General features: G+C 68.9%; 14 protein-coding genes. 10 read left to right on the forward strand and 4 right to left on the reverse strand.

What is annotated here, in order from left to right; translation table 11 throughout:
* Positions 1-322 precede the first annotated feature (322 nt).
* Both ACH5AF_RS00420 and ACH5AF_RS00425 read left to right on the forward strand, forming a co-directional pair.
* Complete coding sequence (locus ACH5AF_RS00420) at positions 323-2,740, forward strand: immune inhibitor A domain-containing protein (protein WP_398899059.1); 2,418 nt, start codon at positions 323-325, stop codon at positions 2,738-2,740.
* Positions 2,741-2,861: 121 nt separating this feature from the next.
* Positions 2,862-3,176, forward strand: a complete 315-nt coding sequence (locus ACH5AF_RS00425) for a hypothetical protein (protein WP_398899060.1) — start codon at positions 2,862-2,864, stop codon at positions 3,174-3,176.
* A 72-nt stretch (positions 3,177-3,248) separates the two neighbouring features.
* Here the strand turns inward: ACH5AF_RS00425 and ACH5AF_RS00430 are convergent, their stop codons facing one another.
* Both ACH5AF_RS00430 and ACH5AF_RS00435 read right to left on the reverse strand, forming a co-directional pair.
* Positions 3,249-3,836, reverse strand: a complete 588-nt coding sequence (locus ACH5AF_RS00430; RefSeq protein WP_398899061.1) for an isochorismatase family protein — start codon at positions 3,834-3,836, stop codon at positions 3,249-3,251.
* Positions 3,837-4,024: 188 nt separating this feature from the next.
* Positions 4,025-5,377 (reverse strand): nicotinate phosphoribosyltransferase, encoded by a 1,353-nt coding sequence (locus tag ACH5AF_RS00435; protein WP_398899062.1) that lies wholly within the window; start codon positions 5,375-5,377, stop codon positions 4,025-4,027.
* Positions 5,378-5,469: 92 nt separating this feature from the next.
* Between ACH5AF_RS00435 and clpS the strand changes: the two genes are divergently transcribed.
* The 7 genes from clpS to ACH5AF_RS00470 all read left to right on the forward strand — a co-directional run bounded on the left by clpS (position 5,470) and on the right by ACH5AF_RS00470 (position 10,300).
* Complete coding sequence (gene clpS, locus ACH5AF_RS00440) at positions 5,470-5,781, forward strand: ATP-dependent Clp protease adapter ClpS (RefSeq protein WP_215181899.1); 312 nt, start codon at positions 5,470-5,472, stop codon at positions 5,779-5,781.
* Positions 5,781-6,374 carry a DUF2017 domain-containing protein gene (locus ACH5AF_RS00445; protein ID WP_398899063.1) on the forward strand — a complete coding sequence of 198 codons (594 nt, stop codon included), beginning with the start codon at positions 5,781-5,783 and terminating at the stop codon, positions 6,372-6,374. The genes clpS and ACH5AF_RS00445 overlap by 1 nt, the downstream gene beginning before the upstream one ends.
* Positions 6,375-6,771: 397 nt before the next feature.
* Entirely contained in the window at positions 6,772-8,214 is a 1,443-nt protein-coding gene (locus ACH5AF_RS00450; RefSeq protein ID WP_398899064.1) for an amino acid permease, read from the forward strand.
* Between the two features lie 88 nt (positions 8,215-8,302).
* Positions 8,303-8,725, forward strand: a complete 423-nt coding sequence (locus ACH5AF_RS00455; RefSeq protein WP_398899065.1) for a Mov34/MPN/PAD-1 family protein — start codon at positions 8,303-8,305, stop codon at positions 8,723-8,725.
* A 134-nt stretch (positions 8,726-8,859) separates the two neighbouring features.
* Positions 8,860-8,976: a putative leader peptide gene (locus tag ACH5AF_RS00460; protein WP_374196289.1), complete on the forward strand. Its 117-nt coding sequence runs from the start codon at positions 8,860-8,862 to the stop codon at positions 8,974-8,976.
* 89 nt (positions 8,977-9,065) lie between these two features.
* Positions 9,066-9,344, forward strand: a complete 279-nt coding sequence (locus ACH5AF_RS00465; protein ID WP_398899066.1) for a MoaD/ThiS family protein — start codon at positions 9,066-9,068, stop codon at positions 9,342-9,344.
* A 5-nt stretch (positions 9,345-9,349) separates the two neighbouring features.
* Entirely contained in the window at positions 9,350-10,300 is a 951-nt protein-coding gene (locus tag ACH5AF_RS00470; RefSeq protein ID WP_398899067.1) for a PLP-dependent cysteine synthase family protein, read from the forward strand.
* Positions 10,301-10,499: 199 nt separating this feature from the next.
* Here the strand turns inward: ACH5AF_RS00470 and ACH5AF_RS00475 are convergent, their stop codons facing one another.
* A complete protein-coding gene (locus tag ACH5AF_RS00475; protein ID WP_398899068.1) occupies positions 10,500-10,967 on the reverse strand; it encodes a type II toxin-antitoxin system PemK/MazF family toxin in 468 nt (155 codons plus the stop codon).
* Positions 10,968-11,167: 200 nt separating this feature from the next.
* On the opposite strand from ACH5AF_RS00475, the gene ACH5AF_RS00480 reads away from it, so the two are divergent.
* Positions 11,168-11,920, forward strand: coding sequence for an MBL fold metallo-hydrolase (locus ACH5AF_RS00480; RefSeq protein WP_398899069.1), 753 nt, complete (start codon positions 11,168-11,170; stop codon positions 11,918-11,920).
* A 59-nt stretch (positions 11,921-11,979) separates the two neighbouring features.
* Here the strand turns inward: ACH5AF_RS00480 and ACH5AF_RS00485 are convergent, their stop codons facing one another.
* Positions 11,980-13,248: a PTS transporter subunit EIIC gene (locus ACH5AF_RS00485; protein ID WP_398899070.1), complete on the reverse strand. Its 1,269-nt coding sequence runs from the start codon at positions 13,246-13,248 to the stop codon at positions 11,980-11,982.
* Between the last annotated feature and the right edge of the window lie 175 nt (positions 13,249-13,423).

Below are 13,423 nucleotides of genomic sequence, written 5' to 3' on the forward strand. Positions count from 1 at the left end.
CCCCAAGACTCTACGAGTCTCCATGCCCGCGAGGAACCGGCAGTAAGCGTGACCTAACCCATGGTGCCGGTGCATGGGGGGCGCACGGAGTCATTCCCTCGGCCGCTTGGCCGGAATTCCGCCCTTCTCGTCCGGATTCGGCATCGTCCGGATTCCGGAACTCCGCTCCTGCATAGTGCAGTTGACTTGCCCAAGTCAAGGACTGTCTTTTCTTCTTCAACTCCGGTCGAATGTCGTCACTTGAGACGCGTATACCGTGCGCGCGGACAACCCCACACTCCGGTCCGCAGCGGCGACGGAACGCGGGGGAGGACACCATCAAGTGACCAGCACGCGACGGACGTTCAGAGCGTCCGCGGTTGTCGTGGCTCTCGCCGCGACGACCGCGACGGCCTCGGCGTTCACCTTTGCCCAGGCCGACAACCAGAAGTCGTCGGACCCGGCGGCCATCGAGCGGCACGACCCGGCGCCTCACAAGGACCATGTCGACCACGACCTCGAAGGCCCCTTCAGCAAGCAGCAGGAGGCGCAGCGCGCGGCTGCCATGGAGCAGCTGATATCCGGCGACGCCATCGTGCAGACCCGCGGTGGTTCCAAGGTCGTCAAGCTCGACGACAAGAAGTACGTCGAGCTCGCCCGGGAGAAGACCGACAAGATCTTCACCATCCTGGTGGAGTTCGGCGACAAGGTCGACGACACGACGATGTTCGACCCGGACGGCGCGGACGGGCCCAAGCCCCCGGTCAAGAAGTACGGCGGAACGCCCGGCCCGCTGCACAACCGGATCGCCGAGCCCGACCGGTCGAACGACAACTCGACCGCCTGGCAGGCGGACTACAACCAGCAGCACTTCGAGGACCTGTACTTCGGCACCGGCAAGGACGAGGACGGCCGGAGGAAGGAGTCGCTGAAGACCTACTACGAGAAGACCTCCTCCGGCCGCTACTCGGTCGACGGCATGGTCTCCGACTGGGTCAAGGTCGAGTACAACGAGGCCCGTTACGGCTCCAACTACTGCGGCCAGTCCAACTGCGCCAACGTCTGGGACACGGTCCGCGACGGTGTGAACGCCTGGGCGGCCGACCAGAAGGCCAAGGGCATCAGCGACGCCGAGATCAAGGCGCAGCTGGCCGAGTACGACCAGTGGGACCGCTACGACTTCGACGCCGACGGCAACTTCAACGAGGCCGACGGCTACATCGACCACTTCCAGATCGTGCACGCGGGCGAGGACGAGTCCGCCGGTGGCGGCGCCCAGGGCGGTGACGCCCTGTGGGCCCACCGCTGGTACGCCTACGGCACCGACGCGGGCAGGACCGGCCCGTCGAACAACAAGGCCGGCGGTGCCCAGATCGGCGACACCGGCATCTGGGTCGGCGACTACACCGTGCAGCCCGAGAACGGCGGCCTCGGCGTCTTCGCCCACGAGTACGGCCACGACCTCGGTCTGCCCGATCACTACGACACCTCGGGCAAGGGCGAGAACTCGACCGGCTACTGGACCCTGATGTCGGGCGGCTCCTGGCTCGGCACCGGCAAGGACTCCATCGGCGACCTCCCCGGCGACATGACCGCCTGGGACAAGCTGCAGCTGGGCTGGCTCAACTACACCAAGGCCAAGGCGGCGACGAAATCCACCCACAAGCTGGGCGTGGCGGAGTACAACACCAAGAACCCGCAGGCGCTTCTCGTCGAGCTGCCGAAGAAGAAGGTCACCACGACTGTCGTGAAGCCCGCCGAGGGCTCCATGCAGTGGTGGAGCGGCATGGGTGACGACCTCAAGAACACCCTGACCCGCACGGTCGACCTGACCGGCAAGTCCAAGGCTTCCCTGGATCTCACCGGCTGGTGGGACATCGAGGCCGACTACGACTACCTCTACGCCGAGGTGTCGACGGACGGCGGCGCCAACTGGACGCCGGTGGACGGCACCGCCGACGGCAAGGCCATCACCCGCGACGCGGGTGACAAGCCGGCGCTGACCGGTGTCTCCGGCGGGCACAAGAAGGTCGTCTACGCGCTGGACGCCTACGCGGGCAAGAAGGTCGACGTCCGCTTCCGCTACCAGACGGACGGCGGCGTGGCGGGCAAGGGCTTCACCGCCGACTCCCTCGTGATCAACGCCGACGGCGCCCCGCTGTTCTCGGACAACGCCGAGAGCGAGGCCGCGGGCTGGACCGCGACGGGCTTCTCCCGCATCGCTGAGGGCTTCACCAAGGAGTACGAGCAGTACTACATCGCGGAGAACCGCCAGTACGTCTCGTACGACAAGACCCTCAAGGCCGGCCCGTACAACTTCGGCTTCAAGGCGCCGAAGGACGGCTGGGTGGAGCACTACCCGTACCAGAACGGCCTGCTGATCTGGCAGTGGGACACCTCCCAGAAGGACAACAACACCAGCGCCCACCCGGGACAGGGTCTCCTCCTTCCGATCGACGCCCACGCCAAGCCGCTGAAGTGGGCCGACGGCACGCTGATGCGCAACAGGATCCAGTCGTACGACTCGACGTTCAGCCTGTACCCGACCGACGCGTTCACCCTGCACAAGCAGGACGTGGCGCAGCGGATCGGCTCGCAGCAGGGCGTCTCGGTCTTCGACGACCGCAAGGGTGTCTACTGGTACGCCGAGAACCCGACGGCTGGTGTTCAGGTAACTGACACCAACACCAAGATCTCGATCGTCAAGGAGCCGCGCAGCGGCCAGACGATCACGCTCCAGGTGGGTCCGTCGACCAATTAGTTTTCAAAACAGCAGGTCAAAGCGTTATCGGCCGTCGCCCTCTAGCGGGCGGCGGCCGATCGTGTTTAGGTGCGGGGGTTGAAGTTCTTATTGACGGCGACTCACGGGGGAGTGGTTCCGCATGCCCGGCGGAGGTTTCTGCAAGCTGCCCAGCGGCAGCGTGGTCGTCGCGCTCAGCCTGCCCAGCCCGGTCGGCGACGGGACCTCCGTGAGGTTCTTGGTGCATGCCGCGAACCGGGCCAGGGCGCTGACCAGGTTGCGCAATCTGGGGCTGCGCGCGGTCTACCTGCGGGGCAACGCCGAGCCGCCCACGCCGGACGAGATCACCGCCGTGCTGCACCACCCGGACGGCCTGCTGTGGCGGGGGGACCCGGGCACGGCCCCGGAACTCTGGCACCCGATACGGGCCCTGCTCGGATCCGCCCGTACCGCCTGACCGGCCGGCCGCCACCGACGCCGGGGCCCTCCCGGGCACCACGGCCGGTCGTGGCGCCGGGCCGGTGACCCGTCAGACCACCACCGGCTTACCGCTCAGCTCCACACCCGACGCGCGCAGCTCCTCGAGAGCGCGCTCGGTCGTCCCCTTGGCGACGCCCGCGGTCAGATCCAGCAGCACACGGGTCGTGAAGCCCTCGCGTGCCGCGTCCAGCGCGGTGGCACGCACGCAGTGGTCGGTCGCGATGCCGACCACGTCGACCTCGGTGACGCCGCGGGCCCGCAGCCACTCGGCCAGCGTCGAGCCGTTCTCGTCGGTGCCTTCGAAGCCGCTGTACGCCGCCGCGTACGCGCCCTTGTCGAAGACCGCGGCGACGGCGCCGGAGGCGACGGCCGGCGCGAAGTTCGGATGGAATCCGACACCCTCCGTGCCCGCGACGCAGTGCCGCGGCCAGGACTCGACGAAGTCGGGGTGGTCGGAGAAGTGGCCGCCCGGGTCGATGTGGTGGTCGCGTGTGGCCACCACATGACGGTAGCCCGGCTGGGCCTGACCGATCAGTTCGGTGATGGCGGCCGCGACGTCGGCACCTCCCGCCACCGCGAGGCTGCCCCCCTCGCAGAAGTCGTTCTGAACGTCCACGACGATCAAGGCGCGGTGCATGGCGGGTGTCCTTCGGTGGAGGGGGCGACGGGTCGGCGTGGGACCGGCGGACCGACCCGGCCGGACGGGGCCGGACGACTGTTCAGGGCTCGACTACCGAGCGTAGAGACTTCGCACGCCCTGCGGGAGGGGGCTGCGGAAAGCGCAGGCCCGATCCCCTTCCGCAGGCGTTCCCCTTTCGTGTGGGGTCACGCGTATGCGGCCGTATCGGGCCCCACGTACTCGGTCGGGATCACGGGCTCGCCGCGCGAGAGCTGGATCGCCGACATCGGCAGCGCGCCGCGCGCCGCGATGTGGCGCTCGCGCGCCGCGTCGAGCGGCTCACGGGCCACGATCTCGCCGCCCCTGACCAGCCGCACCAGCAGCTGCCGGTCGGCCAGCTCGGGCGGTACGTCGCCGACCCCGACGACCTCGGCCTCGGCGACGCCGTGCTCGTCCAGCCGGCGCGCTGCCCACTTGCGGCCGCCGACCGACAGCTTCCCGCCCAGCGACTTCTTGGCCACCGGCTCCAGCGGCGCCGTGGGGTCCGCCGACCGGGCCCGCGCGACCAGCTTGTAGACCATCGAGCAGGTGGGGTGCCCGCTGCCCGTGACCAGCCGGGTGCCCACGCCGTACGCGTCCACCGGAGCCGCGGCGAGCGACGCGATGGCGTATTCGTCGAGGTCGGAGGTGACCACGATCCTGGTGTTCACCGCGCCCAGCTCGTCCAGCTGCTTGCGCACCCGGTGCGCGACCAGCAGCAGGTCGCCGGAGTCGATCCGTACGGCTCCGAGCTCCGGGCCCGCGATGTCGAGGGCCGTGCGCACGGCCTCGGCCACGTCGAAGGTGTCGACCAGCAGGGTCGTACCGTGGCCCAGCGAGTCGACCTGCGCCCGGAAGGCGTCGCGCTCGCTGTCGTGCAGCAGGGTGAAGGCGTGGGCACTGGTGCCGACGGTGGGGATGGCGTAGCGGAAGCCGGCCGCCAGGTCGGAGGTGGAGTCGAAGCCGCCGACGTAGGCGGCGCGGGCGGCGGCGACGGCGGCCAGCTCGTGCGTGCGGCGGGCCCCCATCTCGATCAGGCCGCGCCCGTCGGCGGCAGTGGACATACGCGAGGCGGCGGCGGCGATCGCCGAGTCGTGGTTGAGGATCGAAAGGATCACGGTTTCGAGGAGCACGCACTCGGCGAAGGAGCCCTCGACGCGCAGGATCGGCGAGCCGGAGAAGTACACCTCGCCCTCCGGGTAGCCCCAGATGTCGCCGCGGAAGCGGTAGTCGGCGAGCCATTGGAGGGTGGGTTCGTCGATGATGTGCTGCTCGCGCAGGAAGCCGAGCACGCCCGCGTCGAACCGGAAGTTCTCCACGGCGTCCAGCACCCGGCCGACGCCCGCGACGACCCCGTAGCGGCGGCCCTCGGGCAGCCGGCGGGTGAAGACCTCGAAGACCGAGCGCCGCTCGGCGGTCCCGGCCTTGAGCGCCGCCTGGAGCATCGTGAACTCGTACTGATCGGTGAAGAGCGCGGTCGACGGCACGTCCACCGGCAGCCCAAGGTCTGCAGTGTTCATGACGACGATGCTAGCGCACATTTCGTCAGTCTGACGAGATGTCTCGATTCCGGGTGGGGGCGTTTGTGCGACGAGGGGGCTCAGGTGGCAGCATGGGTGGAGTGACTGTGCCACTGGAGATCGAGCAGACCGAGTCGGCCGAGGAGACTGCGGCCGTCCCCGAGCCCGATGTGCCCTGGGTGACCCTGGTGCACAACGACCCGGTCAACCTGATGAGCTATGTCACCTACGTCTTCCAGGCATACTTCGGCTACTCCAAGGACAAGGCGCACAAGTTGATGCTCGACGTCCATCACAAGGGACGCGCCGTCGTCTCCAGCGGCAGCCGCGAGGAGATGGAACGGGACGTGCAGGCGATGCACGGATACGGACTCTGGGCCACGCTCACCCAGGACCGTGGCTGATGAGCTCTCACTTCGAGCCGCTGAAGGGCGGCGGTGCCGCCGTGGCGCTGGACGAGGTCGAGGTCTCCATCCTGCGCTCCCTCGCCGTGCAGATGCTGGAGCTCATCGGGCCCGGTGACGAGCCGGCCCAGGGTGAGGACCCGCTGGCCGCCCTGTTCGCCGAGGGGCCGAGCGAGCCGCCCTCCGACCCGGCTCTCGCGCGCCTGTTCCCCGAGGCGTACGCCGACCCCGAGGGCGGCTCCGAGGACGAGGAGCGGCGCGCGGCCTCCGCCGAGTTCCGGCGCTTCACCGAGAACGACCTGCGCACCCGTAAGCGCGACGACGCCCTCGCGGTGGTCCGCAGTCTGGACTCGCTGACCGTCGCCGGCGACGGCGGCGCCGTGCTGGAGCTCGACCCCGAGGAGTGCCTGCACTGGCTCGGCGCGCTCAACGACCTGCGCCTGACCATCGGCACCCGGCTCGAGGTCACCGACGCGGACGACAACGAGGACCTGTACCGGCTGCCGGACTCCGACCCGCGCAAGCCCATGGTGATGGCCTACCTCTGGCTCGGAGCCCTTCAGGAGACGCTCATCGAGACGCTGCGGCCCTGACCCTGACGCTCCTTACGCTCTGATGTTCTGTTGCCCTGAGGGGTTCGCTCTCCTCTGGCACCCCTTTGTCCCGGGGTGGGGCATACGCCCTGGCCGAATGTTCGCTCAACGGACGCTCAAATCCGGATAACGATCATGTCACCGCGCTGCGGGACTTTTCCGTTTCGCGGGCCCTTTGTCCCCTTCTTCCTGTGTGGTGCGTCACTCTCGCCTCAGTTGATCACCGTTGCGGCCGTGATAGATCTTCACGACCGCCCGGGGACGCCACCCCTGTCCCCGAGGGCGCTTGAACCGGCAGACCGCCGGTAGCACTCCATCCACATCCGGGGGGATCAGGACCTGATCCGTTACCGCGCAGCGGTCGCGGCGGATCAGCATGGAGAAAGGGCGCATCACCATGACCTCGGTGCAGGTCGACAAGCACACCGGCGACGAGGCCGGGGGCAACACTTCGCAGGAAGGCTACGAGCGCGGGCTCGGCAGCCGGCAGGTCCAGATGATCGCCATCGGCGGAGCCATCGGCGTCGGACTCTTCATGGGGGCCGGCGCGAACATCGCCAAGGCGGGTCCCAGCATCATCCTGATGTACGCCCTCGCGGGCGTCGTCATCTTCTTCATCATGCGCGCGCTCGGAGAGCTGCTCCTCTATCGTCCGGTCTCCGGTTCCTTCGCCGAATACGCCCGTGAGTTCCTCGGCCCGTTCTTCGGCTTCGTCACCGGCTGGACGTACTGGCTGATGTGGATCGTCACCGGCATGGCCGAGCTGACCGCCGCGGCCATCTACATACACTTCTGGTTCCCCGAGATCCCGCAATGGGTCAGCGCCCTGGTCTTCCTGGTGGTGCTCTTCGGCGTCAACCTGATCTCGGTGAAGATCTTCGGCGAGGTCGAGTTCTGGTTCTCGATGATCAAGGTCACCGCGATCATCGGCATGATCGTGATCGGTCTCGGCGTCCTCACCCTCGGCTTCTCCGACGCCGGTGACACCGCCTCCGTCTCCAACCTCTGGTCCTACGACGGGATCTTCCCCAACGGCATCGGCTCGAGCCTGATGACCCTCCAGGGCGTCATGTTCGCCTACCTCGCCGTGGAGCTCGTCGGTGTCACGGCCGGCGAGTCCGAGAATCCCGAGAAGACCCTGCCCAAGGCGATCAACACGCTGCCCTGGCGCATCATCATCTTCTACGTCGGCGCCCTGGTCGTGATCCTCTCCGTCGTCAAGTGGACGGAGTTCTCCGCGGGCGAGAGCCCCTTCGTGCACGCCTTCGCGAAGATCGGCATCCCGCTCGCCGCGGGCATCGTCAACTTCGTGGTCCTCACCGCGGCACTGTCCTCCTGCAACTCCGGCATGTACTCCACCGGCCGGATGCTGCGCGACCTCGCCTCCAACGGCGAGGCTCCCCAGGCCCTCGGCAAGCTCAACGCCCGCCGCACCCCGGCTCTCGGCATCGCCGTCTCCGTGACCCTGATGGGCATCGGCGTGGTCCTCAACTACATCGTTCCGGAGAAGGCCTTCGGATACGTCGTGTCTGTTGCCACCGCGGCCGGCATCTGGACCTGGATGATGATCCTCGTCAGCCACATCCGCTACCGCTCCGCGGTGGACGCCGGACGGCTGCGCGCCTCGTCCTTCCCTGCACCGGGCGGCGCGCTCTTCAGCTGGGTCGCCCTGCTCTTCCTCGTCGGCGTGACCGGCATGGTCGCGCTCGACGAGGCGGGCCGGATCTCGCTGTACGTGGCGGCCGTCTGGGCCGTCGGCCTGGCCGTCGGCTGGCAGGTGCTGAAGCGGAGCAACCCGCGGATCACCGAGCAGACGCAGCGGGAGTACGCGACGAAGTAGCACTGACGCGGCGGTGGTTTCCACCACCCGTCTCACTTGATGGCCTCCGGATCTCGGATCCGGAGGCCGTCTGCCTATCCTGTGGCCCATGCTGACCATCACCCGGGACCTGTTCGACCAGATCGTCGCCCACGCCCGTGCGGACCACCCCGACGAGGCCTGCGGCGTCGTCGCCGGACCGGAGGGCTCCGGCCGTCCCGAGCGCTTCATCCCGATGCTGAACGCGGCCCGGTCGCCCACGTTCTACGAGTTCGACTCGGCCGACCTCCTCAAGCTCTACCGCGAGCTGGACGACAACGACGAGGAGCCGGTGATCATCTACCACTCGCACACCGCGACCGAGGCGTACCCCTCGCGCACCGACATCAGCTACGCGAACGAGCCCGGCGCCCACTACGTCCTCGTCTCCACCGCCGACACCGACGACGCGGGCCCCTTCCAGTTCCGCTCGTTCCGCATCGTCGATGGCGAGATCACCGAGGAAGAGGTCAAGGTCGTCGAGGCGTACTGAGGTCGGGCCGCCCTGGGTGCGGCGGCCCCTCCTGCGGTGCCGCCGCGGGCCCTGTGCCCGCATTCCGAGCGGAATTCGTCCATCATGCGAGATCACACTCCGGGATCCGGACCGGGAATCGATACGATGACCGCATGGTTCTCCACGACGTGAGCGACAAGACGCCGAGCACCCTGCTGCTCGTTGCGCGGCTGCACGTCGACCTGTGCCGCCTCGCCAGCGCGATGTGTACGGCCCGCGCCGCGTTCTGACGCACGAGCGCACCACGCCAGCAGCACCCCCTCGCGCGGGGGCCACAGCCGCGCGCCCCTACGCCACCTTTCCGACAGGAGCCCACGTCATGGCCATCGAGGTCCGCATCCCGACCATCCTCCGCACCTACACCGGCGGAGCCAAGGCCGTCGAAGGCAACGGAGACACCCTCGCCGAGCTGTTCGCCGACCTCGAGACCCGGCACAACGGCATCAAGGACCGCATCGTCGAAGGCGACCAGCTGCGCCGCTTCGTCAACGTCTACCTGAACGACGAGGACGTCCGCTTCCTGGACGGCATCTCCACCAAGCTGTCCGACGGCGACAACGTGACGATCCTGCCGGCCGTGGCCGGCGGCATGGTCTGATCCCCGTGCGCTACGACTCCCCGCTCGCGGCCGTCGGCAACACGCCGCTGGTCCGGCTCCCGCGGCTGTCCCCCTCCGAGGAAGTCCGCATCTGGGCCAAGCTGGAGGACCGCAACCCGACCGGCTCGATCAAGGACCGTCCCGCGCTCCACATGGTCGAGCAGGCGGAGAAGGACGGCCGGCTCACGCCCGGCTGCACCATCCTGGAGCCCACCAGCGGCAACACCGGCATCTCGCTGGCGATGGCGGCCAAGCTCAAGGGCTACCGCATCGTCTGCGTCATGCCGGAGAACACCTCCCAGGAGCGCCGCGACCTGCTCGCCATGTGGGGTGCCGAGATCATCTCGTCCCCGGCGGCGGGCGGCTCCAACACGGCGGTGCGCGTGGCCAAGGAGCTCGCCGCGCAGAACCCGTCGTGGGTGATGCTCTACCAGTACGGCAACCCGGACAACGCGGGCGCGCACTACGCCACCACCGGGCCCGAGATCCTCGCCGACCTGCCGTCCGTCACCCACTTCGTGGCGGGCCTCGGCACCACCGGCACGCTGATGGGCGTCGGCCGCTACCTGCGCGAGCAGAAGCCGGACATCAAGATCGTCGCCGCCGAGCCGCGCTACGACGACCTCGTATACGGCCTGCGCAACCTCGACGAGGGGTTCGTCCCGGAGCTCTACGACGCGTCGGTCCTGACGACCCGCTTCTCGGTGGGCTCCGCGGACGCGGTCACCCGCACCCGTGAACTCCTCCAGCAGGAGGGCATCTTCGCGGGCGTCTCCACGGGCGCGGCGCTGCACGCCGCGATCGGCGTCGGGAAGAAGGCGGTGAACGCCGGGGAGCAGGCCGACATCGTGTTCGTGGTGGCCGACGGCGGATGGAAGTACCTGTCGACGGGCGTCTACACGGCGAAGACGACGGAAGAGGCGATCGAGACGCTGCAGGGCCAGCTCTGGGCCTGACCCGGGCCCTGGTTCATCCGGTCAGGTGCCTTGTGCAGCCCGGGCCGTGGTGTCCCGGGGCAGGTCCTTGTGCAGCCCGGGCCGTCGTTCACCCGGGCCAGGGCCGTTGACGGTTGCTGCCGGGGGGTGGCTCCTCGGGGTCGGCCGCACGGGGTGGGCTGCCCCGTAAGCCCCCCGGCGTCTGGTGCACCACCCCTGGTCAGGCAGCGAGGTGCCGGACCTGGTCCCAGACCGTCGGGTCCACCGTGCCCACCCTCCGGCGGAATTCGCCCACCCGTACGTCCCGCAGCTCGTCCGTCTCCAGGTAGCTCGGGCGCCCCTGTGCGTCGCCCACGGCGCCCGGCGGCAGCGCGATCACCCCGGGGCGCTCGTCGTGGTACCGGCTGGTGATCTTCGCGACGAGGACCGTCCGGCCCCGTACGGACAGCACCAGGCACGGGCGGTCCTTCGACCCCGGCCCGTCCTCGTAGGGCACATCGGCCCACCAGATCTCGCCCGGCGACGGCAGCCGCTGCGGCCCGCCTCCGCGCCCGCGCTCACCCGGCCGCGCCGGTGGCCGCCTGCGCCCGCCGGGCCGCCGCAGGCCCCGGCCGAGGCCGTCGGAGACCGCGGCGACGAGAGCGAGTGCGACGACGGGGATCACGGCGAGCCACCAGGACGTGTCCATAGCGCAGACGCTACCTCGGCCTCCCGTGCCGCCGCGCAGCCGGACGGCGTCCCACGGCGGTGACCCGCTCCCCGCAGCGGCAGGGTGAGTTCTCCCACAACACACCGCTGCTGAGGAGCGACCTGCCCTTTCGCGCCTTACGCTCGACGGACCGCACGACCTTCCCCCAGCCCTCCTTCGTTCACGGAGGTTCCCGCTCAATGAAGCTCACCGTCGTCGGATGCTCGGGGTCGTTCCCTTCCGCGGATTCGGCCTGTTCGAGCTACCTCGTAGAGGCCGACGGCTTCCGGCTGCTCCTCGACATGGGCAACGGAGCCCTGGGCGAGTTGCAGCGACACTGCGGTCTCTACGACATCGACGCCATCTTCCTCAGCCACCTGCACGCGGACCACTGCATCGACATGTGCGGATACTTCGTGGCCCGTTACTACCGCCACGACGGCGGCCGTTGCGCGCCCATCCCGGTCTACGGCCCCGAGGGCACCGAGCAGCGGCTGACGACGGCCTACGCGGACACGCCCTCGCCGACGTCGATGAGCGAGGTGTTCGACTTCCACACGCTGAAGCCCGGCGCCTTCGAGATCGGCCCGTTCTCCGTGCGCACGGAACGGGTGGCCCATCCGGTCGAGACGTACGGCATCCGGGTGGAGCACGGCGGGAAATCGCTGACGTACTCGGGCGATACGGGCGTGTGCGACGCTCTGGACGAACTCGCCGCCGGTACGGACCTCTTTCTGTGCGAGGCGTCGTTCGTGCACGGCAAGGAGGACATCCCGGGCCTCCACCTCAACGGCCGCGAGGCGGGCGCGTGCGCGCGGCGGGCCGACGTGGGGCGGCTGGTGCTGACCCACATCCCGCCGTGGACGGACGGCGGGCAGAACCTCGCGGACGCGCGCGCGGTGTACGAGGGGCCGTCGGATATCGCGGTAGCGGGCGCGGTCTACGAGCTCTGAGCCGGTGCACGACGAAGCCCCCGCCCTGACAAGGGCGGGGGCTTCGGTGCGGGCGGGGCCTACTTCGCCTCGGCCTTCTGCAGCTCGGCGAGCTCCTCGTCGGACTCGCGGCCCGGCGTCGGAAGGTTGAACTTGGTGATCGCGAAGCGGAAGACCAGGTAGTAGACCGCCGCGAAGCAGAGGCCGACCAGGGCCAGGCCCCACGGGTTGGAGGCGATGCCCAGGTTGAGGAGGAAGTCGATGGCACCGGCGGAGAAGCCGAAGCCGTCCTTCATCCCGAGCGACCAGGTAAGGGCCATCGAGACACCGGTGAGCACCGCGTGGATCGCGTAGAGCACGGGCGCGATGAACATGAACGTGAACTCGATCGGCTCGGTGACACCGGTGACGAAGGAGGTCAGTGCGAGCGAGAGCATCATGCCGCCGACGACCTTGCGGCGCTCGGGCCGGGCGCAGTGGACGATCGCGAGGCAGGCCGCGGGGAGGGCGAACATCATGATCGGGAAGAAGCCGGTCATGAACTGTCCGGCGGTCGGGTCACCGGCGAGGAAGCGGGCGATGTCGCCGCTCTTGCCCTCGTAGGAACCGGCCTGCAGCCAGGGGAAGGAGTTCAGGAGGTGGTGCATGCCCACCGGGATGAGCGCGCGGTTGGCAACACCGAAGATGCCCGCACCGACGGCGCCGGAGCCGACCAGCCACTCACCGAGGTTGTGCAGACCGGCGCCCAGGACCGGCCAGATGTAGCCGAAGACGACGCCGATGATCAGGCCGGCGAAGGCGGAGAGGATCGGGACGAGACGGCGGCCGCCGAAGAAGCCGGCCCAGTCGGGCAGCTTGGTGCGGTAGAAGCGCTGGTAGAGCAGTGCGACGACGATGCCCATGACCACGCCGCCCAGGACACCGGCGTCGACGGCCTTCTCGGCCATGACGATCTTGCCGTCGACGACGGTCGCTTCCTTGGGCAGGCTTCCGTCGGTGAACGTGCCCAGCACGCTCTTGAAGACCAGGTAGCCGGTGACTGCGGCGAGGGCGGTGGATCCGTCGGACTTCTTGGCGAAGCCGATCGCGATACCGACGGCGAAGAGCAGCGCCATGTGGCCGAGGATGGCGTTGCCACCCGCGTACATGAAGCCGGCGATCTTGTTGATGAAGTCCGGGAGGGACTCCTTGCCGAGCATGTCGTTGTTGCCGAGCCGGATGAGCAGCGCGGCAGCCGGCAGCACCGCGACCGGCAGCATCAGGCTGCGGCCGATGCGCTGCATGACAGCCATCGCACCGGCGCCCGTCTTCTTCTTGTCCGCCGCGGGGGCGGCACTGGCCGTGGACATCAACTTCCTCCAGGGGGCAAGGCGCCGCAGGGGAAAAAGCACGGGGGAGGGCGGCGTCTCAAGGGGATGCGGCCGGTGGTACGGACCGCATGGTCTACACCACTCAGTGGTGTAGACCTGTTGTAGCACGGTGAGTGTTGGATAAGGAACCTGCGAATTTCCGGGGCGGGATAAC

Origin of the sequence: Streptomyces sp. NPDC018833 (genome assembly GCF_044390825.1) — a bacterium.
In the GTDB taxonomy this organism is placed as follows: domain Bacteria; phylum Actinomycetota; class Actinomycetes; order Streptomycetales; family Streptomycetaceae; genus Streptomyces.

Coding starts and splice junctions, on each gene's coding strand:
- ACH5AF_RS00485 (WP_398899070.1), bottom strand. CDS start 13,248: ATGTCCACGGCCAGTGCCGCCCCCGCGGCGGACAAGAAGAAGACGGGC.
- ACH5AF_RS00435 (WP_398899062.1), bottom strand. CDS start 5,377: ATGAACACTGCAGACCTTGGGCTGCCGGTGGACGTGCCGTCGACCGCG.
- ACH5AF_RS00465 (WP_398899066.1), top strand. CDS start 9,066: ATGGCCATCGAGGTCCGCATCCCGACCATCCTCCGCACCTACACCGGC.
- ACH5AF_RS00430 (WP_398899061.1), bottom strand. CDS start 3,836: ATGCACCGCGCCTTGATCGTCGTGGACGTTCAGAACGACTTCTGCGAG.
- ACH5AF_RS00445 (WP_398899063.1), top strand. CDS start 5,781: ATGAGCTCTCACTTCGAGCCGCTGAAGGGCGGCGGTGCCGCCGTGGCG.
- ACH5AF_RS00450 (WP_398899064.1), top strand. CDS start 6,772: ATGACCTCGGTGCAGGTCGACAAGCACACCGGCGACGAGGCCGGGGGC.
- ACH5AF_RS00460 (WP_374196289.1), top strand. CDS start 8,860: ATGGTTCTCCACGACGTGAGCGACAAGACGCCGAGCACCCTGCTGCTC.
- clpS (WP_215181899.1), top strand. CDS start 5,470: ATGGGTGGAGTGACTGTGCCACTGGAGATCGAGCAGACCGAGTCGGCC.
- ACH5AF_RS00475 (WP_398899068.1), bottom strand. CDS start 10,967: ATGGACACGTCCTGGTGGCTCGCCGTGATCCCCGTCGTCGCACTCGCT.
- ACH5AF_RS00425 (WP_398899060.1), top strand. CDS start 2,862: ATGCCCGGCGGAGGTTTCTGCAAGCTGCCCAGCGGCAGCGTGGTCGTC.
- ACH5AF_RS00455 (WP_398899065.1), top strand. CDS start 8,303: ATGCTGACCATCACCCGGGACCTGTTCGACCAGATCGTCGCCCACGCC.
- ACH5AF_RS00480 (WP_398899069.1), top strand. CDS start 11,168: ATGAAGCTCACCGTCGTCGGATGCTCGGGGTCGTTCCCTTCCGCGGAT.